The following is a 19961-nucleotide window of genomic DNA, read 5'->3' on the forward strand; positions in this document are numbered from 1 at the left end:
TGCATGAGACGAGCGGTGGTCGCGTGGGCGGTGGCGTACGGCGGTCTGCGGGTCTGGTTCGCGACCGGCCACGCACCGACCTGGAAGCTGCCCGGCAACGATCTGCTCATCCCGCATTGGGTCGCCGTCGCCGGCTGCGTCGTCACAGCCCTGGTTGCTGTCACCATCCGTCCAGGGCGCTTGTTCTGGGTCCTGGCCGCCGGCTGGGTTGCCGCGGCGGCCTTCATCCTGCTCGACGTCGTCGCTGCCGTCCTGCCGGGCCTCGGCATCCCGTTCGACCCACTCGGCATGCTCTGCCGCCTCGGAGCAATCCTGGGCGCCGCACTACTGGCGCTCACGGCGAGAGCCCATCAAACAAGCCGGAAACCGCTGCCGCCCTGGATCGCGACCACAGGCGCCTGCCTCGCGACAACAGGCTGCCTGACGAGACTCGCGGCGCAGGCAGCAGTCGGCTTCGGCACAACGCCGTACGGCGGCAACCTCTCGCTGGTCCTCTTCGAAGGCGGCTTCCTGCTCGTCGGCACGCTCCTCCCGTTCCTGCTGGTCCATCCGCTCGGCCGCCGCTTCCCGCGCTGGATGCTGCTGACACCCGGATACGCACTCGGCGTCGGCATGACGGCGTACTTCGGGGTCGGTCTGCTCCAGATGATCGTCAACGTCGTCCAGGGCAGACCGGCGTACGACGATGTCGGGTTGCCGGAGGCGTTCTTCTGGGTGGCGGTGCCGGCGTACGTCGTCTGGGGCGTCGGCCTCACCCTCGCCGCCCGCGGGTACCAGTTCGCGACCGCGAAGACAACCGATCCGAAGCGTGATCTTCAAATCACCCACGGTTGAACCGGATGGCCCGCGCAATCGTTCCAACCAGGTGCGGGCCTGGCCAGGTTGTGCAGAATGGTGGCGAGTGAGTGATGTCCGACAGAGCAGGAGCGCCGATGGCCGACGACCGGGCGGCGCTGCTGCGTGAGCTGCACGACGTGCATGCTCCCGCGCTGTGGCGGTTCGTCGTCCGGCTGACCGGGGACGACCGGCTGGCCGAGGACGTCGTCCAGGAGACTCTGCTCCGGGCGTGGCGCCGGCCGAACATCCTGGCCGAGGACGAGGCGGGGGCCCGGGCCTGGCTGTTCACGGTGGCGCGCAACCTCGTCATCGACGACCGGCGCAGCGCGCGGGTCAGCCGCGAGGTTGCCAGCGACGACCTTCCGGAGAAGCCGAGCGCCGACCACGCCAACGCAGTACTCGACGCATGGCTGGTGGCGGAATCGCTGGCACAGTTGTCCGAAGAGCATCGGCAGGTCATCGTCCGCGCGTACTACGGCCGCCGTACGGTCACCGACATCGCCGAAGAGCTGGACATCCCGTCGGGCACGGTGAAGTCGCGGCTGCACTACGGGCTGCGCGCGCTCAAGCTCGCGCTGCAGGAGAAGGGGGTGACCAGTCAGTGAGCGACCCGTACCGGGAGTGGGACTCGGCGTACCTGCTCGGGGCGTTGTCGGCGAAGGACCGCCGCGCGTACGAGGAACACCTGCGGACCTGTGCCGAGTGCTCGGCGGAGGTGGCATCGCTGGCCGGCGTCCCCGGCGTACTCGCGGCTCTTCCGGCCGAGCGGGCGCTGGCCACAGTCACGGCCGAGCCGCCGAACTTGTTGCCGGGTCTGGTCCGCAACGTCCAGCGCGATCGGCGCAAGCAACGCATCCGGCTCGGCGCGTTGATCGCCGGTGTCGGGGTCGCGGCCGCCGCGATCGGTGCAGTCGTCGCGATCCCGCTGACCAACGACGAGCCGCAGGGCGACTACGTCGTACTCGCGCAGACCGTGAGCAGCAAGCTGTCCGCGGACGCCCGGCTCGTGCCGGAGCGCTGGGGTACGACGATCGAGATCAGCTGCCGGTACGACGAACTCGCGACGCCGAGCGAACGCGCCCGCGGGTACGAGCTGTACGTCACCGACGCGACCGGCAAGGCGTCGCTGATCGCGAGCTGGACGTCGTCGCCCGGTACGACGGTGAAACCGGCCGCCACGACCAAGCTGCAGCGCGGTGAGATCAAGGCGCTGGACATCCGCAGCTCGGAAACCGGCCGGATTCTGCTGGCCGTGCACTTCTGAGTCGGTTCCGGACACGAATGATCACGCGCTGTCGGGGCACCTGAAGGTCACGAACGGTTGTCGCTCGAGAGGCTGCCGATCCAGACCCCGGTGTTCAGGGACGTGCACCGGGGTCGCGGCATGGCCGCGCCCGGTGTGACCTGGTTGGAAGAAAGTTCCGCGGAACCTGTAACACTCACCCCGTTATCGGCGATACACCCTGTGTAACGCCACTGAGGTTCCCGTCCCAGGTCAACCGCCCGAAGGGCCTGGGGCGGGATCCTCTCGTTCGTCTGAGGCGCCACGGCGGCGTTATGCACACGTTGGCCCCCGGTGATGCTCACCCGGGGGCCAACGTGTGTGTTCCCTCCCTAGGACACTGTCTGCGTGCCTTCCGACTCCGGCAACGCGATCCGGTCCGCCGGCAGGCGTTCCGTCCGCTCGTTACCGTCGTCGCCCTCGTACTGCACCAGGGCGGTCCATCCCGACTCCTCATGGTCGCGGCCGATCAGCCAGCCGCGATGCCACTGGTCGTCAACACGCACGACCACATGGCTGGGCAGAGGGAGACGGGACACCAGCTCGGTGCCGGGCTCGAACTCAGTCATGGCCGAAGGCTAAGTGCTATCGACGCTGAGCGCTTCCTGAAAGCGTGTTCCCTCATACACTTCTCAGACTCCGGACGACAGTCCAAACGCTTGTACGGCGCCGTTCACCTTCAGCGCACGCCCGCCCGGGATGTGACGAACCCAACCCTGCTGCAACGCGTGTGAACACAACGCCGCGCCCACCGCGCCGGCCAGATGCGGCCGGCGTTCGGTCACGTCCAGGCAGGATCTCAACGCCGGGCGCCCGCGTCGTACCTCGACCTCGACGCCGAGATTCTCCAACCAGGCTTCGCCTTCCGGCGTCAGCGCGATCCCGTCCGACCAGTCGATCAGGCCGCGCTCGGTCATCGCATCGGCCAGGGCGACGCCGAGTTTGCCGGCCAGGTGGTCGTAGCACGTCCTAGCTCGCGCGAACGCGTCCCGCTTGCTGACCGCCGACAGGCTGTTGGCAACCTCGGTACGTCGTGGCGCCAGCGCCGCGAGTCCCTCGAGCAACTCGGCCGTGTCCGGTCCGGCGAGCTTCACGTACCGGTGCCGCCCCTGCCGTACCTCGGTCAGCAGACCGCCGCCGACCAGCAGGTTGAGATGCTCGCTGATCGTCGGCCGCGACACCTTGGCCAGCTTCGCCAGCTCGGTCGCCGTCCAGGCCCGCCCGTCGAGCAAGGCCAGGCAGACCGTCGCCCGCGTCCCGTCGGCAAGCATCCGCGCCCAACCGGCCAGCTCCTCACCTTCGGCACTCATACCGTCCATCATGCCTCGGCAACAGTTAGGCGGCCGCCGAATCGTCCGGTGCCTACCGTCGATTCACATGACCCATCTGACCATCGAACCTTCCATCCTGTACGTCGGAACGCCCGTTGCCCTGCTCAGCACGGTGAACGAGGACGGGACCGTGAACCTCGCGCCGATGTCGTCCGCGTGGGCGCTCGGGGACGTCGTGGTGCTGGGGATCGGCATGACCGGTCAGACCGCGATCAACCTGCGCTCCCGCCCGGACGTGGTGATCAACTTCCCGTCGCCTGCGCAGTGGGAGGCCGTCGAGCGAATCGCCGGGCTGACCGGCCGCAATCCGGTGCCCGAACACAAGCAGGCGCGCTTCCGCTTCGAACGCGAGAAGTTCGCCGCTGCCGGGCTGACTCCGGTCGCGGCAGAGCTCGTCGCCCCGCCCCGCGCGGCGGAATGCCCGATCCAGTTCGAGGCAACCGTCACCCACGCCGAGCTAGATGCCAAGGGCAACTTCCTCATCGCCCAGGCAGAAGTTCTGCGCGTCCACGCGGAGGAGGCGGTGGTGGTGCCGGGGACCTCCCATGTGGATCCGGCGGCCTGGTCCCCGCTCATCTACAACTTCCGCCACTACTTCGGCCTGGCCGAAGAACTCGGCGAATCCTTCCGAACGGAAACGCCTAAGAAGGCCGGCTAGACCAGCCGGAGGCGGTCGGTCTCTTCGTTGTTCAGGTGGACGTCGAGGGATGTGAGGACGTCGGGGAGGTCCTGCGGTGGCACGGTGCGTTGCGTCGTGCGGCCGTCGGCGTGCTCCGTGGTGAGGGTGTCGCCGACCAGGCGTCGTACGACGCCGTCCGCCACTCGCATCACCACCGGGCGCCCGGTGAACGGGGACTTCGGGTGGGTGGAGACGTAGTGGTGGTAGACCTCGTAGTCGATCGGTCGCACCGGCTCGTCGTTGGATGCGTGCTGCGGCTCCCACCCGTCGGCGGTCTTCTTCGACAGCGTCCACACATCACCGTCGAGCGTCAGCCGATGGTCCCACCCGGCCTGGTCGACGACGACCCCGTCCTTCAACGGAGTCGGATACAGCTGACCAGCCCCGAACCCGACGTCGGCGAGGAACCACGACCCATCAACCCCGACCTTGAGCAGGGCGTGCGTACGCGGGCCGGCTTTGTGCGGTTGCACTCGGCCGACCCGCCGTACGACGTCGAACCCGAGCTGCTCGAGCGCCGCACCGAACAGCAACGCGTGCTCGTAGCAGTACCCACCACGCTGCCGACCGACCAGTTTCGCCTGGATCGCATCGAGTCCGATCCCGGGATGTGTCCCGAGGATCACGTCGATGTTCTCGAACGGGATCGCCAGCACATGCGCCCGATGCAGGCTCCGTAACGCATCCGCCGACGGCGCCACCCGCGCGTGCCCGATCCGCGCGAGGTAGGCGTCCAGGTCAAGGCTCTCGATGTTCCACATGGCCCCTAGCCCAACACTTCAAGTCTACTTAAGGTCAAGTTCGGTGAAGAGCGTGAGCTGAATGCCGCCAGGCGTTTCGAGCCGCGCGTTGAGCGAGTTCCACGGCGTCCGGGTCGGCTCGGCGATCACCGTCGCGCCGGCGTCGGCGAGCTTCTGCGTCGTCGCCGCGGAGTCCTCCACCTCGAACGCGACCCGGTACTTTCCCGCAACCCGGCGCCCGACCTCGACCGCATCGATGAAGTCCGCCTGTCCGGGATCGGCGATCTCCAGCGTGGCCCGCTCGACATCGAGGATCGTCACCCGCCCGTCGTCCGACGAGTACGACGCCCGCTCCGGCAGCCCGAGCACATCCCGATAGAACGCGACCGCCTCGTCGTAGTCGTCCGCCGTGACCACCAACCGCAGTTCCTTGACCGTCATGCAATCAGTATCTACAACCGCGAGACCTGGTAGTGCGAGATGAGCCAGCCGTCATCGGTCCGCCGAAGAATGACGAACAGGTTGACCGGAAGTGTCGGCCGGTCGGTGAACGTGAAGTCGACGGCCAGGTAGCCGAGGACGATGTCGTCCGCGAGTTGGCGGGTCTCCAGCAGTTTGTACTGCGCAGAGAGGCCGATCGGCTGCGAATCGTAGTACTCCGCCACGGCGTCGCGGCCCACGCCGTACGGATGCAGGCCTTGGAAGATCGCGTCCTTGGTGAAGAGCGCTGCCACGCGGTGCGGATCGTGGTCGTCGATGCCTGACTTCCACTGGGCGAGGACGTCGTACAGGATGTCGTTCATGTGAGTTCCTTCGGTTGGCGGCGGACCAGGAGTGCGGCGGTCGCGGCGAGTGCCACGACGCCGGCGCTGACCAGGAGCGCCTGGTGATATCCGTTGTGAAGCAGGGGGCCTACGGCCAGCGGCCCGATGATCTGGCCGAGGCTGTAGCCGGTGGTGAGGACGGCGACCGCGTGCGGTACGTCGAGTTCGGCGCCGATCGCGATCGCGAGGTTGGCGACGCCCAGGAACGTCGCACCGAACAGTGCCGCGGAGATCAGGGCCGCCGCGACTCCGTGGACGAAGGTCGGTAGCGCGATGCCGACTGCCTGGAGCAGCAGCGCGACCAGGAGGAGCGTCGATCGCGACCAGGAGCGGCTCAACCAGGCCCACAGGGCGGTCGACGGCAGGGCGGCCAGGCCGACGACGATCCACGCGCCGTTGCCGACGGCTCCTGTTGCAGTCTCGTTGATCGCGGCAACCAGGAACGTGCCGGCGATGATGTAGCCGATGCCTTCCAATGTATAGCTGGCCAGCAGGGCGTTGAAGTGTCGCGATCTGGTGCCGTGCGCAACAGTTGCCGAGCCGCCGGATCCGGTCAGGTGCCACGCCGGAATCGTGCAGGCGATGGTGAGTGCGGCCGAGAGCCACCACGCCGTACGCCAGTTGCCTCCGGCAAGTACTGCGCCGGAGAGCGCGATGCCGGCGCCGACTCCACCGAAGGTCCAGCCGACGTGGTGACTGTGCAGCCGGGGGAGTACGGCGCTGACCGCGATCACGAAGACCAACGCACTCGCGATCCCCGCGACCAAACGCAGTCCGATCCAGAGCGATCCGCTCCGACCGAGCGGCATCAGAGCCAGCGTCGCGGCGAGGACGAGCATCGACAGCCGGAGTGTCCAGCGTGAGTGGACCAACCGCGGTACGGCGATCGCGGCCAACGCGCCGGCCAGGTAGCCGGCGTAGTTGGCCGTCGCGAGCGCCGCACCGAGGCGCGGCGACAGGCCGGCCTGGGCGTGCATCATCGGCAGGATCGGCGTGTACGCGAACCGGCCGATCCCCATCCCGCCGGCCAACGCCGCGGCCCCTCGCCCGGCCAACTGCCAAGCGGGTCGACCGACCGTCAACCTCTCTGTGACCGCGGCAGTCGTCGACATGTCAGTGGCCGGCCTGCTGGCCGCCGTCTACGTGCAGGACCTCGCCGGTGACGAACTTCGCGGTCTCCAGGTAGGTGATCGCGTCGACGATCTCCTCGATCTCGCCGAGCCGGCCGACCGGGTGCAGCGCCGCCAGGAACTCGTGCGTCTCCTCCGGGTGCATCGGCGTACGGATGACGCCGGGCGCCACCGCGTTGAACCTGATCCCGCGCGCGGCGTACTCGATCGCGAGCGCCTTGGTGGCCGAGTTCAACCCGCCCTTGGTGAGCGACGCGAGCGCGGACGGGACCGTGCTGAAGGCGTGCTCGGCGAAGCTGGTGGTGATGTTGACGACATGCCCGCCGTCCTCGTTCTCCAGCATCGCGGCGATCGCGGCGCGGGTGGTGTCGAAGAAGCCGCGCAGGTTGATCCCGGAGATCCGGTCGAAGTCCTCGTCGGTGTACTCGGTGAACGGCTTCGCGACGAAGATGCCCGCGTTGTTGACCAGCGTGTCGATCCGGCCGAACGTGTCGAGGCCCTGCTGGATCACCCGCGCACCGGCGCCCGGCTCGGCGATGTCGCCCGGCACGGTCAGTACCAGCGGGTCGTCGGAGCGCGTGATGGTGCGCGAGTTCGCGACGACGGCGTAGCCGAGCTTGCGGTACGCCGTGACCAGGCCGGCCCCGATGCCCTGGGACGCTCCGGTGATCACGGCGACTTTCTGGTGGTTCATGGTTCCCCTTCTCGTGGTTGTTAGTTCGATGGTGGTCGAACCATGCGAGCTTTTCCACGACCGCTTTGCTCCCAGCTGGGAGGCTCGGCCTACTACGCTGTGGCAGGTGGAGCTGCGGCAGTTGCGGTACTTCGTGGCGGTCGCCGAGGAGCTGAACTTCGGCCGGGCCGCAGCCCGGTTGCATATCGCCGGCCCGTCGTTGTCGCAGCAGATCAAGTCGCTCGAGCGGGACCTCGGCGTGCTGTTGTTCGAGCGCGACCGCCGTACGGTCACGTTGACCGCCCACGGCGAGACCTTGCTGCCGCAGACGCGGGCGTTGCTCGAGCAGGCGGACGCGCTGCGGCGCACGGCGCGGGGCTTCGCGGCGAGCGAGCCGGTGCGGTTGGGGTACGTGAGTTGGCGGCCGCCGGATCTGGCCGAGCGGGTGTCCGGGGTTGCGCAACTGCTGGTCGACGCCTGGGTGATGCCGTCGCACACACAGGCGGCGCGGGTGGCGGACGGGAGCATCGACCTCGCGATCTGCTGGGTTCGTGCGACCGACCTGGCCGAGCAGGAACTGTCCGGCCGGCTGCTCGGGGCGGACCGCTTGTTCGCGGTCTCGGCCGGCGTCGAGGCGCCGGTCCGGGCGCGGGACACGGTCGTGCTGGTCGACGCGGACACCGAGGCGTGGGCCTCGTGGAACATCTACGCCGTCGAGTTCGCCCGCGCGACCGGTGCCGCGGTCGAGCGGATCGAGGACCACGGGATCACCGGCCCGGCCTTCTTCGATCACGTACGGCGGTTGGGCCGGCCGATCGTCAGTTCGCCGAAACGGGATGCGACACCGTTGCCGCGCGGTTTCGTCCGCAGGCCGGTGATCGAGCCGGTTCCGGTCTGGACGTGGGCGCTGGTGGCACGGCAGGACGAGTCGCGTCCCGCCGTACTGGCGGCTGTCGACGCCCTGACCCGGGACGTGAAGGTCGACTTCGACCCGGCGACATCCTGGCTACCTGCGGACGATCCGTTTCACCAGGCCTGAGACAGGGCTGTCGTGCTCGGTGTCAGGCGGTAGCCGGCGTTGGCCGAGAACTCTGCTGACAAAGCGAATCGGTCACCGCGCACCAGCGTGTGGCGCCACTCGACCAGGCGGTTCTGCGCGGTGCCTTGGCGGACGATCGAGAAGACCGCGGCGTCGGCCGGGCAATGCAGGAGCACACGCTCGGACGGGCTCGGGTTCACGGCGCGGATGTCTTCGCGGCCGTGGTCCAGGCTGATGCCGGTGCGGGTGGAGAGCTCGTTGTAGAGGCTGGTGTGGGTGAAGTCGGCGTCCAGCAACGGTTCGGCGAGGGTCGCGGGGAGCCAGACGCGGTCGAGCGCGAGCGGCTCGTCACCGGCGTACCGAAGGCGCTCGAGGTAGAGCAGTGGGGTGGAGCCGTCGAGGTTGAGTCGGGCCGCGATCACGCCGTCGGCGCGGACGTCGAGCGCGCGTACGGCGCTGCGCTGGGGGAGGCCGGACTCCTCGACCGACGAGAACAGGCTGTAGAGCGCGCCCATCGGCTGCCGGATCTCCGGCACCGTCGCGACCCGCGGCTGGCGTCCGCGCTCGGCGATGATCAGCCCGTCGGTGCGGAGTTGAACCAGCGCCTGGCGAACGGTGTGCCGGCTGACCTCGTACTCGTCGACCAGTGCGAGCTCCCCGGGGAAGGCGTCGTCGAACTCGCCGGAGCGCAGCCGCCGGACCAGATCCTCCTGCAGCTGCTTCCACAGCGGACCCCCGCCAGCACGGTCCAGCCTGCCCACGCTCATCCGTTCCTTCCGGGTTGCCAAATGTCCGGTCATCTCCTACCGTAAATGTGCGTACATTTCGGCGGGAAGGACCGGGCTCAGTGGTGCACCTTGAGGTTAGGCCACGGCACACCTCTACTACTGCCCCGAAACCGCCGTCCCGGATACCCGGCCTGGCTGCTGTCCTGGTGATCACCGCAGTGGCGGTCCCGCTCGGGCGGCTGGTGCCTGTCGTGGGCGGACCTGTCTTCGGGATCGTGCTCGGTGTGATCGCCGGTCTGTTCATCCGGCCGCTCCGCAGCGAGGCCTGCCGCCCGGGGTACGACTTCGCGTCGAAGACACTGCTCCAGCTGTCGATCGTCGTACTGGGAACCGGGCTGTCTCTCCAGCAGGTCGCCCGTGTCGGAGTCTCGTCGCTGCCGGTCATGCTCGGCACGCTCGCGCTGGCTCTCGGCGGAGCGTGGTTCTTCGGGCGGCTGCTCGGCGTACGCGGGGATACCCAGACTCTGATCGGTGTCGGTACGGCGATCTGCGGTGGCTCGGCGATCGCCGCCGCGACCGCCGCGATCGGGGCTCGGCGTTCGTCGGTCGCCTATGCGATGGCGACGATCTTCACGTTCAACATCGTCGCGGTCCTGACGTTCCCGCCGCTCGGCCACCTGCTCGGCATGAGCTCGGAATCCTTCGGGCTGTGGGCCGGTACGGCGGTCAACGACACGTCGTCCGTCGTCGCGGCCGGGTACGCGTACAGCCAGGCTGCCGGGGACCAGGCGATCGTGGTCAAGCTGACCCGTTCGCTGACTCTGATCCCGATCGTGCTGACGCTGGTCGCGCTGAAGATCCGGCGCGAGAACCGCGCGGCGCGTGCGCTCGACGCTGCCGGGGAGGGTTCGTACGACGGCGCCACGACCTCGATTCGCAAGCCGCTGCCGTGGCGCAAGCTCGTCCCGCTGTTCCTGATCGGGTTCATCGCCGCCGCGGGGCTTCGCTCGGCCGGCGTCGTACCCGAGTCCTGGCTGCCGACCCTCACGATCATCGGCAGCACACTAATCACATCCGCACTAGTTGCAATCGGACTATCACTGCGACCGCGCGAACTCCGCGACGCAGGACCCAGACCGCTCCTGCTCGGAGCGATCCTGTGGGTCCTGGTCGCGGTCGGAAGCCTCGGGCTTCAGTCTTTCTCGTAGGCTGCCTGGCGGTCCTGGACTGCCTTGATGCGCGGTACGTCGAGCTTGTTGGAGCGGTCGAAGTTGTAGATGCCGTTCTCTTCCTGGAAGACGTCGGTCAGCTGCGTGTAGCAGTAGCCGAACATCAGCTCGTTGTCGAGCAGGGCGTCGACCAGGCCGGCGAAGCGGGTGTAGAACTCTTCCTCGTCCGCGACCCGCTGGCCGTAGCCCCACGAGTCGGCGGAGTTCCCGCTCTTCCCGGCGGCGGCCTTCTCGGCGTTCCACCAGATGCCGCCGAACTCGCTGCAGAAGTACGGCTGGCCGTCGTACGCGAGCGAGATCGGCTTGCCCTCGGGGCCGCCGGTGTTGCCGTACGGCTTGTTGTTCACCAGGTCCGCCATCTGCTCGGCGAACTTGGCCGGGTCCTGCTCGTAGTTGTGCGAGTCCCAGACGTCGGTCTCCGGCACGCGGTGGCTGTAGCCGGACGCGTCCAGCACCGGACGGCTCGTGTCCGCGGCCTTGGTGGCCAGGAACATCGCCCGGGTGACGTCGTCGAGCTGGGTGATCCGGTCGTGCAGGAGCTGGTGGGTCTCGTTCAGCGGGCACCAGCCGACGATGCTCGGGTGGCTGTAGTCGCGCTCGACCGCCTCGAGCCACTGCGCGACGTACGACGCCGTCGGCTGCTGGTTGTCGGTGTCGGTGTGGCCGACGCCCGAGCCCCAGTCGCCGAACTCGCCCCAGACCAGGTAGCCCAGCCGGTCCGCGTGGTACAGGAAGCGCTCCTCGAACACTTTCTGGTGCAGGCGTGCGCCGTTGAACCCGGCCGCCAGGCTGAGCTCGATGTCGCGGACCAGCGCCTCCTCGGACGGCGCCGTCATCAGGCTCTCCGGCCAGTACCCCTGGTCCAGCACGAGCCGCTGGTACACGTGCTTGCCGTTGATCAGGATCGCCTTGCCGTTGATGCTCACCGAGCGCAGACCGGCGTACGAGTCGGCCTGGTCGATGATGTTGCCGTCGGCATCGATCAGCTCGAGGTGTACGTCGTACAGGTGCGGGTCGGTGGTGTCCCAGAGGCGGACCCGGTCGGCCGGGACCTGCAGGGTCAGGCGCGGGGCGAGGTCGAGGTCGGCGCGGACCTCGGCAGTCGTGACTTCGCCGTCGGTGTCCTTGAGGGTGGCGCGGATCTTGTGGCCGGGCTTGTTCGCGGAGACCGGTACTTCGAGGTGGAAGCTGGAGCCGGCGACGTCCGGGGTGATGCGCGGGCGCTTCAGGTGCACCGTCGGCACTGCTTCGAGCCAGACGGTCTGCCAGATGCCGGTGGTGCGGGTGTAGAGGCAGCTGTGGTTGAAGTACAGCTGGCTCTGCTTGCCGCGCGCCTGCGGACCGCGGTGGCTGTCGCGCGCGCGGACGACGATGGTCGCCTCCTCGCCGGGGGCGGCGACGTGGCGGAGGTTGGCGCTGAACGGTGTGAACCCGCCGCGGTGCCGGACGACCTCGACGTCGTTCACCCAGACGGTCGCATCGTGGTCGACCGCCTGGAAGTGCAGCACCGCCTCCTTGCCGGCCCAGTCGGCGGGGATCGTGACCGTGGTGCGGTACCAGACCGCTTCCAGGAAGTCGACGTCCTCGACCCCGGACAACTCGGACTCCGGCGCGAACGGTACGACGATCCGCTGCGTCAGCTCCCGCTCCCGCAGCCCGCGCTCCAACCCGGAGTCCGACCGGTCGATCTCGAACTGCCAGTCACCGTTGAGATTCACCCACTCCGGACGAACGAACTGCGGACGCGGATACTCCGCACGAGGCTGCGACATGAACTCTCCCGTGAAGCTGATCTGGTGGCAGGACACGAGCACTTTACAACGTTGAAATAGCCCGGGCAACGGTCAGTTTCTGCGGCGCTGTGACCGCTGGTCATGACCTCGAGGAGGGGTACTACACGAACTTCTGCGTCTCGCTGGGGAAGAACGGCAAGTACGGGTACTACACGGACTGCGCGTACTAGTGCTCGGGCGGCACCTGCTGATCGGACGGCTCCGGTCAGCCGCTGGGGCAGGGGAAGCCGGAGCCGTCGAGGCCGTCGCTGGTTTTGGTGGGGGTGTCGAACAGAACCAACGCGCCGCCGGCCGCGCCGAGGACGGCGGTGACCAGTAGGAGAGCTGCGAGCGCTTGGAAGGCCGGACGGGATCGCGGCGTGGCGGCGACGAAGTAGGCGGCTGCGATCACGCAGAGGACCAGCCCGGCAACGGTCACCGCGCCGACGTGTGGAAGGGGCGGCACGTGCTGGCACTTTGTGGCGACTACGGTGTGTAGCCAGTTCTGGCGCTCGTGGTACCGGATCCAGTAGGCGATGACTGCCCCGGCCAACGCCAGCGCGCCGATCGGCAGCGCCGTGGATCGTCCGGACACGGGCTACCACGCTAAAGGGCCGAAGGGTCCACCTTCGTGAACAGCGCGGCATTGAGGAAGTCGGGACCGAACGTGTCGGCGCGGTCGGGGTTCACGGCGCGGAGGTCGACCGGGGTGAGGGTGCTGAAGATCCTGCGGAGGTCTTGTAGGGAGAACGTCATTCCGCCGTAGGTGTCGCCCGTCATGACGACGTCGAGGTCGGTCGGGGCGTCCATGCGTTCCGCGGCGAAGGTGACGATTGCGAAGTGGCCGCCGGGGCGGACGTGTGGGAGGACGCGCTCGAGGTAGGTGATGCGGCGGTGTGGCGCGATGTGGTGGAAGCAGCCCGAGTCGTAGACCAGGTCGAACGGGCCTGCGGGCAGCGGATCGCGGAGTACGTCGAGAGCCGTCAACGACACCGATGCAGGCATGGTCGGACGGATCGTGTCGAGGAGCTCGGCTGCGAGATCGACGCCTTCGACGATTGCGCCCTGCTCGGCGAACCACCGGGTGTTGCGGCCGCCGCCGCACCCGACGTCGAGCACGCGGGCGCCGGCGAGGTCGCCCAGCAGGCCGCGCTCGTTCCAATCGACCATCGGCTCGTCCGGCAGCGGGCTCGTCAGCGGATGCCCGGGAGTCGTGAGCAACCCGGTCCAGTACTCCGCGGCGGACGCGTGCGATCGATCACCCCGACCGCTCGCCCCCACCACCTGATCAAGGACGTCGAGCAATTGATCGACCGTGTGGAGGCGCGCCATGCTCAGAGAACCTTTCCGTAGCAGCGGGCAAGTGGCTCGTTGACGTACTTGCCCCACGGAGCCGTCCGCGCGTAGCCGCTCGACTCGTACAGCGCGATCGCCTCCGGCTGCTGCTCCGCAGTGGTCAGCCGGATAGCAGGATGCCCGGCCGATCGGGCCGCCTCCTCCAGCGCAGCCAGCAACTTGCGCGCATACCCACGACCGCGGGCGCCCGGCATCACGTAGACACGCTTGATCTCCGCATCACCCGGATGAGCGGTGCCCGGCCCGAACACCTGCAGGGCGCCGCACCCGACAGCCTGTCCATCGTCGTCGAGCGCCACGAAGTACCGCGCGCCGTCCTTCACCTGGGTCCGGCCCTCGGCGCCGTTCCGCGTGACGAGTTCGTCGAACGCCGCCTTCAACAGGACGGCCAGCTCGGCGTCTTCCGGTGATCGTTCCTCCACGTCTGCCATCCCGCAACAAAATCAGATGAGGGTCCGTGGCGCGACCGAATACCCTGCCGTCGATGTCGTGTTCCTGAAGGCGTAGGCGCGCCCGCCGAGCCGATCCCGGAGTGGGGTCGGCGGCTGGGTCGTGCGTACGCCGCGCTTCGACTGTTCTGTCGATCGCGACCTTCAGGAGCACTGCTGTGCCCGACCTTGTCCTGCGTACCATCGACGGCGCCGGAGACCTCCTCGTCGAGGAGCTGCGCGGTATGCCGTCCGTCTGTTCGATCCGCCGCCTGTCCGCCGACACCGTCGCCTGTACGGTCGACGGTCCACTCGACGAACTCCTTGCCTGCGGCCTCTATTTCTCGGCCGGTCCACACACCTGGATGCGGCGCTTCGGTCCGCTGGAACGGTTGCCCTGGTCAACAAATCCGGTCGTTGCCGAGGTCATCGTCCGGCTGGCGAAGATCCAGCCTGGTCATCAGGTCCTCGACCCGTTCTGCGGTACGGGAACGATCCTTCTGGCGGTACGCCGTCGTACGCCGGCCGCGCACGTCGTCGGAACGGATCACGACCGGCACGCGCTCGGGATCGCAGCCACGAACGGGTGCCGCCGGCTCGCCCGAGCCGAGGCGGAGGCGCTTCCGCTGGAAGACAGGAGCGTGGATCGAGTCGTCACGAATCTCCCGTTCGGCAAGCAGGTCGGCAGTCATGAGCTCAACCGCACGCTCTACCCAGCGGTCCTGCGCGAGCTCGATCGAGTCCTCACCGCAGACGGCCGCGCCGTTCTGCTGACCGAGGACAAACGCCTGCTCGAGAACGCGATCCACCGGCAGCGGGGTCTCAAGGTGGTTCGCCAACGCCTGCTCAAGTACAACGGCGCTACCCCGACGGCCTACATCCTGACCCGCACGAGGTAGCCATCATCAGCCAACTCGCGATAACATCGCCAAATGACGATGAGTGCTGTGAGTGAGGACCTGGCGGTCGCGGCCTGTTTGTTCCATGGGTTCAGTGACGGGTCGCGGCTGGCGATCGTGCGGCATCTGGCGTTGGGCGAGCATCGCGTTGTCGAGTTGACCGAGCACCTCGGGCTGGCGCAGTCGACGGTGTCCAAACATCTCGCCTGTCTGCGGGACTGCGGTCTGGTCGAGTCGCGTCCCCAAGGGCGGGCATCGATGTTCAGCCTGTCGCACCCCGAGGCGACGATGGACCTGCTCGCCGCGGCCGAACGCCTCCTCGGCCTCACCGGCGACGCCGTCGCCCTCTGCCCGAACTACGGCCTGACCGCCGTCAGCGACACTGAAACCGCGGAGCCGAGCCATGTCTGAACCCCTTCAGCTGGGGCGAGCCTGGGCCGTCGACCCCGCCGAACGCCGCCGCCTCGGCCGTCGCGCACAGCTGCTGGCCGGCGCCTCCGTCACCTACAACGTCATCGAGGCCGTCGTCGCGATCACCTCCGGCCTGGTCGCCGGCTCGGTCGCCCTGGTCGGATTCGGCCTGGACTCGGTCGTCGAGGTCTCCAGCGGCCTGATCATCCTCTGGCAGTTCCGCCACCCCCTGCCGGAGTCCCGCGAACGCCGAGCCCTCCGCCTCCTCGCCTTCTCATTCTTCGCCCTGGCCGCGTACGTCGGCTTCGAATCCGTCCGCACCCTGATCACCGGCGCCGACCCGCACACATCGCCGGTAGGCATCGGCCTCGCGATCGCGTCCCTGATCGTGATGCCGTTCCTCTCCTGGGCCCAGCGCCGAACCGGAAAGGCCCTGGGATCGAACGCCGTCGTCGCCGACTCGACCCAGACTCTCCTCTGCACCTACCTCTCGGCGGTCCTCCTGGTCGGCCTGCTCCTCAACGCCACCCTCGGCTGGTCCTGGGCGGACCCGATCGCCGGCCTGATCATCGCCGGCGTAGCAGTCCGCGAAGGCGTCGAGGCCTGGCGGGGCGAGGGCTGCTGCTCACCCCTCGGCGGCCCCTGCAAGGCCGAGTAGCCGCGCACCGTTCTCCCAGCAGACCGCCCGCAGCCAGTCGTCACCGAGGTCCAAACCCTCGAGAACCCCGAGCTGCACGGCGTACTCATAAGGAATGTTCGGGAAGTCGGTCCCCAGCACGATCCGGTCCCGGAGGTCGCCCAACCGCGGGACCAACGAGCGAGGGAACGGCATCATCGCCTCGACGAACGGCGTCAGCGCCATCGTCGTGTCCAGATGCACGTTCGGGTACGACGTGAGCGCGAGATGCTCGGCGTACTCCGGCATCCCGAGATGAGCGATCACCGCAGTCAACCGGGGATGCCGCCGCAGCACTTCACCCATCGGCCCGGGACCGGTGTGCCGGCCAGGGATCGGGCCCGAGCCGCAGTGCACGACCACCGGCGTACCGGCCTCGGCGAGCTGGCCCCACACGTCGTCCAACTCACCGGACCGCGGATCGTAGTCGCCGACCTGCACGTGGACCTTGAAGATCCGCGTCCCCAATTCCAACGCCTCACGGACGTACCCGGCCGCCGAAGGCTCCGGAAAGAACGTCCCGCTCGTCACGCATCCGGGCGTCACCGCCGCGAAGTCCCGGGCCCACTCGTTCAACGAGGCGGCCATCCCCGGCTTGTGCGGATACACCAACGCCGGAAACGCCCGAACCCCCAACGCATCCAGCGTCTTCAACCGCTCCTCGACCGACGTCCGGTAGGTGATCGGCCAGGCGGTCCCGTAATGCTCCGACGCCTGGTCGAAGTACGCCCAGACCGCATTCATCACCCGGTCCGGCAGGAAGTGCACATGCACATCCACCAACCCGTCCAGCCCGAGCCGCCGCCACCACGCCGGTACTTCTGCGTCACGCACGCCCTCTAGCCTGCCTGATCGGCCAGCCAGAGGTCGGTCAGGCCCTTGAAGTGGGCGTGGAACTTTTCCTGCTCGTGCTCGGGATACGTCGCGAGGACCGTCTCGCGCAGTAGCCGGTCGAAGTCGGGGCCGGCGACCCAGTCGCGGACGCGGAGGTCGAAGTCGCCCAGATGAGCCGCACACCACTCGTGGTACTTCGTGGTCTCGAAGTGCTCGTCCGCGAGGGCCAGGTAGGCCTCCAGCTTCGCGTCGTAGTCCATGGACTCGTCGTCCGCGATCTCGAAGTACCGCGCGGTGTGCAGGTCGACCTTGCTGCGGCGGCCGGTGGCGAGCGAGAACACCGACCACTTGACCAGCGCGCTGATCGCCCACGGGAAGTAGTAGTGCAGCGAGGTGACCGCGACGTCCGGGCAGGCGTTGGCGTAGTCGATCGGGTACACGTCGTCGCCCGCGACGAGCATCTCGCAGGAGTTGAACTCCCAGCCGAAGAACGCGTTCACGATGCGGCTGATCGCCACTGTCTGGTGGCCGGCCGACGGCGAGAGAAAGCCGTGCGAGACGGCGTACCGGTTGTGCATCGGCTCGTCGGGGCGGAAGTCCATCACCATCGTCTCGGCGCCGATCGACAGTGCGCGGGCGAACTTGTCGTACTCGACCGTGGCCTGCAGGTGCATCAGCATCTCGTCGGACGCGTCGTACGCACGATGCAGGTCGTCGCGGTTGTTGATCCGCGACACCCCGCGCCACCCGCCGCCGTCGAACGGCTTCATGTACAGCGGGTAGCCCAGGTCGTCGGCGATCGCGTCCAGGTCGAACGGCCGGTTGTACTTCGCCGACGTGTACGCCCAGCGCACGTTGTCGACCGGGTTCTTGTACGGCACCAGTACGGTCCGCGGGATCTTCAGCCCGAGTCGGAGCATCGCGCAGTACGCCGAGTGCTTCTCCATCGACTGGAACGTGAACGGGGAGTTCAGCAGGTACGTGCCGTTCATCAGTGCGGCCTTCTTCAGCCACTCGCGCGGGTGGTAGTACCAGTACGCGAGCCGGTCGATCACCAGTCCGACCCGGACCGGATCGTTGAGGTCGAACGGCTCGATCGTCAGTCGCCGGGACCCGAACTCGTGCTCGTGCCCGTCCAGGGAGACCGGCCCGACCCGCTGCAGCAACGCCTCGAACGCCTGCGGCCAGTCCTCCTCGGCCCCGAGCAACAACCCGATCAGATGACGCGAACGGTCCGCCACGGTGAAATCTCCTCAGCAGAATCGGGGCAGATGATGGGCGAGCTGCTGTCGCCACCACGGCCAGTCGTGAGCTACGTCGTACCCCCACAGGTCCAGCTCATGCGGGATGCCCTTCTCGGTCAGCACCTTGTCGGTCGCGCGAGCGGACGGCAACGAGCCGGTGGGGTTGGTCTCCCAGTCGCCCTGGCCGACGGTCAGCAGGATGAACAGGCGCTTCCGCAGCCAGTCGAGATGCTCGCCGGTCAGGTTCGGCAGGTAGTCGGCCGGGTTGTTGAAGTACGTCGCGTCGCCGCGCTGGCCCCACGCGTGCCAGCTGCTCGCGTCGTAGTTCCCGCTCTGACAGATCGCGACCGGGAACAGGTCGGCCCGCTTGAACGCGAAGTTCAACGCGTGGAAGGCCCCCAGGCTGCAGCCGGTCGTGATGATGTCGCTGACCCCGGGCGAGTCGGCCCCGATCGCCGGGACGACCTGGTTCACGATCCAGGACTCGTACAGCTCGTGCCGGCGGGCCCGATCCTCGAGCTGGATGCTCCGGTCGGACCAGCTGACATGGTCGTAGGAGTCCACGCAGTACAACTTCACCCGGCCGGCCTCGATCAGGTCCGCGACGGCGTCGACCATGCCGTTGTTCTCGTAGTCCCAGGCCCGCCCCTGCTCGCTCGGGAAGACCAGCATCGGCCGGCCGAAATGCCCGTAGCGGATCACTGTTCCGGGGCGGTCAAGCCCCGGTGCCTCCAACTCGGCCTGCTCCCGTTCCATCAGCCCCACCCCAGGTCTGCCGCAGAAGATCCGTCAGATCAGGATGAAGCACATCCCGCCAGGCTGTGAAGTTGTGCATGTCGGGTGTTTCGTCGAGCGTGACCTCGAGGCCGAGCTCGGCCAGCCGCGCGGCCATCACCCGGTTGTTGTGCACGTTCTCCTCGGTCGTCCCGGCGGTCATCCCCACCAGCGGCGTCCCTGCATCCGAGCGACGGGGCGCCGTGGTTGCCGTCAGCACCTGCTCGACGAACGCCGTCACGTTGCCGTAGAACTCGAACCGCGACTCCTGCGGATCGGTCTCGGGCGTGAAGAACGACCCCGACTGCAGGAACAGCCCGTCGAACGTGCCCGGGTAGTTCCACTCCGCATGCAGCGCCGCCAGCGCGCCCAGGCTCGCGCCCATCATCACGGGTCGCCGGCTCCGGTACTGCGTTTGCACGGCCGGGACGACGTGTTGCGTCAGAGACACGGCGTACTGCGGGTTCGCGGCGTACCAGAGGTTCCGTGAGGTGGGGCGGATCAGGGCGAGCCGGAACGGCGGCAGGGTGCCTTCCGAGACGAGAGCGCCCGCGTAGTGGGTCAGACCGGCGTACGCCGCGAATTCGGGGCCGTCGTGGGACAGCAGCAGCGGCAGCTCGAACGTCGGCGCGATGCCCTCCGGGGCCCAGACCTGCACGTCGATCGGCCCGACCGGGGCGTCGACCACGAGCGGGGCCAGGGTCGACGCGATCGGCTCGGTCGAGATCCACGACGGCTCGACGTACCCGGGCAGCGGCAGCCAGGAATGGTCGCCGAACGCGCCGCCGACGACCCGCGGGTTGGTCGGATCGGTCCGCATCCCGAGGTCGGCGATGTCGAACAGGTACTCCATCCGGTGCACCGACGGACGCGGCAGCCGCAGCTCCCAGCCGTAGTCGACCGGTTTGAACTCGAGCTGTTCGGCCGGAAGCCCGAGCTCCTGCCACAGCCGGACACCGGTGAACGCATGCGGAGCGTCACCGAGGCGGAACACCACCTCGGCCCCCTCGACAGCGCTCACGAAACTGGGCATCCCATCAAGGTACCGGCGAAAACACTGACACTTGGTGTCAGT

At 68.1% G+C, this 19961-nt stretch carries 25 protein-coding genes; 9 read left to right on the top strand and 16 right to left on the bottom strand.

Features of this window, described 5'->3' with window-relative positions; genetic code table 11:
* The first annotated feature begins 3 nt into the window (after nucleotides 1-3).
* The 3 genes from ABT313_RS43855 (at nucleotide 4) to ABT313_RS43865 (ending at nucleotide 2101) form a co-directional block, all read left to right on the top strand.
* Nucleotides 4-834 carry a hypothetical protein gene (locus ABT313_RS43855; RefSeq protein WP_350866888.1) on the top strand — a complete coding sequence of 277 codons (831 nt, stop codon included), beginning with the start codon at nucleotides 4-6 and terminating at the stop codon, nucleotides 832-834.
* A gap of 98 nt (nucleotides 835-932) precedes the next feature.
* Nucleotides 933-1442: a sigma-70 family RNA polymerase sigma factor gene (locus ABT313_RS43860; RefSeq protein ID WP_350866890.1), complete on the top strand. Its 510-nt coding sequence runs from the start codon at nucleotides 933-935 to the stop codon at nucleotides 1440-1442.
* A complete protein-coding gene (locus ABT313_RS43865; protein WP_350866892.1) occupies nucleotides 1439-2101 on the top strand; it encodes an anti-sigma factor family protein in 663 nt (220 codons plus the stop codon). The genes ABT313_RS43860 and ABT313_RS43865 overlap by 4 nt, the downstream gene beginning before the upstream one ends.
* 350 nt (nucleotides 2102-2451) lie before the next feature.
* Here the strand turns inward: ABT313_RS43865 and ABT313_RS43870 are convergent, their stop codons facing one another.
* Together ABT313_RS43870 and ABT313_RS43875 are read right to left on the bottom strand one after the other, a co-directional pair.
* A complete protein-coding gene (locus ABT313_RS43870) occupies nucleotides 2452-2688 on the bottom strand; it encodes a hypothetical protein (protein ID WP_350866894.1) in 237 nt (78 codons plus the stop codon).
* Between the two features lie 63 nt (nucleotides 2689-2751).
* Nucleotides 2752-3429: an ArsR/SmtB family transcription factor gene (locus tag ABT313_RS43875; RefSeq protein WP_350866896.1), complete on the bottom strand. Its 678-nt coding sequence runs from the start codon at nucleotides 3427-3429 to the stop codon at nucleotides 2752-2754.
* A gap of 67 nt (nucleotides 3430-3496) precedes the next feature.
* Between ABT313_RS43875 and ABT313_RS43880 the strand changes: the two genes are divergently transcribed.
* Nucleotides 3497-4108, top strand: a complete 612-nt coding sequence (locus ABT313_RS43880; protein ID WP_350866898.1) for a flavin reductase family protein — start codon at nucleotides 3497-3499, stop codon at nucleotides 4106-4108.
* Here ABT313_RS43880 and ABT313_RS43885 read toward each other — a convergent pair.
* From ABT313_RS43885 to ABT313_RS43905, 5 genes are read right to left on the bottom strand one after another with little or no spacing between them, the layout of a single operon-like run.
* The gene (locus ABT313_RS43885; RefSeq protein WP_350866900.1) at nucleotides 4105-4890 is read right to left on the bottom strand and encodes an arylamine N-acetyltransferase family protein; all 786 of its coding nucleotides are present in this window, start codon (nucleotides 4888-4890) and stop codon (nucleotides 4105-4107) included. The two genes, ABT313_RS43880 and ABT313_RS43885, sit on opposite strands and share 4 nt — an antisense overlap.
* Nucleotides 4891-4914: 24 nt before the next feature.
* Nucleotides 4915-5310, bottom strand: coding sequence for a VOC family protein (locus tag ABT313_RS43890; protein WP_350866902.1), 396 nt, complete (start codon nucleotides 5308-5310; stop codon nucleotides 4915-4917).
* A gap of 11 nt (nucleotides 5311-5321) precedes the next feature.
* Entirely contained in the window at nucleotides 5322-5672 is a 351-nt protein-coding gene (locus tag ABT313_RS43895) for an SgcJ/EcaC family oxidoreductase (protein WP_350866904.1), read from the bottom strand.
* The gene (locus ABT313_RS43900) at nucleotides 5669-6748 is read right to left on the bottom strand and encodes a YbfB/YjiJ family MFS transporter (protein WP_350866906.1); all 1080 of its coding nucleotides are present in this window, start codon (nucleotides 6746-6748) and stop codon (nucleotides 5669-5671) included. The genes ABT313_RS43895 and ABT313_RS43900 overlap by 4 nt, the downstream gene beginning before the upstream one ends.
* A 58-nt stretch (nucleotides 6749-6806) precedes the next feature.
* A complete protein-coding gene (locus ABT313_RS43905) occupies nucleotides 6807-7517 on the bottom strand; it encodes an SDR family NAD(P)-dependent oxidoreductase (protein WP_350866907.1) in 711 nt (236 codons plus the stop codon).
* 106 nt (nucleotides 7518-7623) lie between these two features.
* On the opposite strand from ABT313_RS43905, the gene ABT313_RS43910 reads away from it, so the two are divergent.
* Entirely contained in the window at nucleotides 7624-8535 is a 912-nt protein-coding gene (locus tag ABT313_RS43910; RefSeq protein ID WP_350866909.1) for a LysR family transcriptional regulator, read from the top strand.
* Here the strand turns inward: ABT313_RS43910 and ABT313_RS43915 are convergent.
* Nucleotides 8523-9302, bottom strand: coding sequence for a GntR family transcriptional regulator (locus tag ABT313_RS43915; protein WP_350866911.1), 780 nt, complete (start codon nucleotides 9300-9302; stop codon nucleotides 8523-8525). The two genes, ABT313_RS43910 and ABT313_RS43915, sit on opposite strands and share 13 nt — an antisense overlap.
* Before the next feature lie 83 nt (nucleotides 9303-9385).
* On the opposite strand from ABT313_RS43915, the gene ABT313_RS43920 reads away from it, so the two are divergent.
* Nucleotides 9386-10471 carry a YeiH family protein gene (locus ABT313_RS43920; protein WP_350866913.1) on the top strand — a complete coding sequence of 362 codons (1086 nt, stop codon included), beginning with the start codon at nucleotides 9386-9388 and terminating at the stop codon, nucleotides 10469-10471.
* Here the strand turns inward: ABT313_RS43920 and ABT313_RS43925 are convergent.
* The 4 genes from ABT313_RS43925 to ABT313_RS43940 all read right to left on the bottom strand — a co-directional run bounded on the left by ABT313_RS43925 (nucleotide 10456) and on the right by ABT313_RS43940 (nucleotide 14051).
* Nucleotides 10456-12264 carry a glycoside hydrolase family 2 protein gene (locus ABT313_RS43925; protein WP_350866915.1) on the bottom strand — a complete coding sequence of 603 codons (1809 nt, stop codon included), beginning with the start codon at nucleotides 12262-12264 and terminating at the stop codon, nucleotides 10456-10458. The genes ABT313_RS43920 and ABT313_RS43925 overlap by 16 nt on opposite strands.
* Nucleotides 12265-12490: 226 nt before the next feature.
* Nucleotides 12491-12859, bottom strand: coding sequence for a hypothetical protein (locus ABT313_RS43930; protein ID WP_350866917.1), 369 nt, complete (start codon nucleotides 12857-12859; stop codon nucleotides 12491-12493).
* 11 nt (nucleotides 12860-12870) lie between these two features.
* Nucleotides 12871-13596: a class I SAM-dependent methyltransferase gene (locus tag ABT313_RS43935; RefSeq protein WP_350866919.1), complete on the bottom strand. Its 726-nt coding sequence runs from the start codon at nucleotides 13594-13596 to the stop codon at nucleotides 12871-12873.
* 2 nt (nucleotides 13597-13598) lie between these two features.
* Entirely contained in the window at nucleotides 13599-14051 is a 453-nt protein-coding gene (locus ABT313_RS43940) for a GNAT family N-acetyltransferase (protein WP_350866921.1), read from the bottom strand.
* A 176-nt stretch (nucleotides 14052-14227) separates the two neighbouring features.
* Here ABT313_RS43940 and ABT313_RS43945 point away from each other — a divergent pair, with 176 nt between their 5' ends.
* The 3 genes from ABT313_RS43945 to ABT313_RS43955 are packed head-to-tail and all read left to right on the top strand — an operon-like array spanning nucleotide 14228 to nucleotide 16016.
* Nucleotides 14228-14947: a TRM11 family SAM-dependent methyltransferase gene (locus ABT313_RS43945; RefSeq protein WP_350866923.1), complete on the top strand. Its 720-nt coding sequence runs from the start codon at nucleotides 14228-14230 to the stop codon at nucleotides 14945-14947.
* Nucleotides 14948-14980: 33 nt separating this feature from the next.
* Nucleotides 14981-15358, top strand: a complete 378-nt coding sequence (locus ABT313_RS43950) for an ArsR/SmtB family transcription factor (protein WP_350866924.1) — start codon at nucleotides 14981-14983, stop codon at nucleotides 15356-15358.
* Nucleotides 15351-16016 carry a cation diffusion facilitator family transporter gene (locus ABT313_RS43955; protein WP_350866925.1) on the top strand — a complete coding sequence of 222 codons (666 nt, stop codon included), beginning with the start codon at nucleotides 15351-15353 and terminating at the stop codon, nucleotides 16014-16016. The genes ABT313_RS43950 and ABT313_RS43955 overlap by 8 nt, the downstream gene beginning before the upstream one ends.
* Here the strand turns inward: ABT313_RS43955 and ABT313_RS43960 are convergent.
* From ABT313_RS43960 to ABT313_RS43975, 4 genes are read right to left on the bottom strand one after another with little or no spacing between them, the layout of a single operon-like run.
* Complete coding sequence (locus ABT313_RS43960) at nucleotides 15984-16868, bottom strand: amidohydrolase family protein (protein WP_350866926.1); 885 nt, start codon at nucleotides 16866-16868, stop codon at nucleotides 15984-15986. The genes ABT313_RS43955 and ABT313_RS43960 overlap by 33 nt on opposite strands.
* A gap of 5 nt (nucleotides 16869-16873) precedes the next feature.
* Complete coding sequence (locus tag ABT313_RS43965; protein WP_350866928.1) at nucleotides 16874-18109, bottom strand: ATP-grasp domain-containing protein; 1236 nt, start codon at nucleotides 18107-18109, stop codon at nucleotides 16874-16876.
* 12 nt (nucleotides 18110-18121) lie between these two features.
* Nucleotides 18122-18868, bottom strand: coding sequence for an esterase family protein (locus ABT313_RS43970; protein WP_350866929.1), 747 nt, complete (start codon nucleotides 18866-18868; stop codon nucleotides 18122-18124).
* Nucleotides 18828-19919: an alpha/beta hydrolase gene (locus ABT313_RS43975; protein ID WP_350866931.1), complete on the bottom strand. Its 1092-nt coding sequence runs from the start codon at nucleotides 19917-19919 to the stop codon at nucleotides 18828-18830. The genes ABT313_RS43970 and ABT313_RS43975 overlap by 41 nt, the downstream gene beginning before the upstream one ends.
* Nucleotides 19920-19961: the final 42 nt, after the last annotated feature.

The organism is Kribbella sp. NPDC000426, assembly GCF_040300265.1.
In the GTDB taxonomy this organism is placed as follows: Bacteria; Actinomycetota; Actinomycetes; order Propionibacteriales; family Kribbellaceae; genus Kribbella.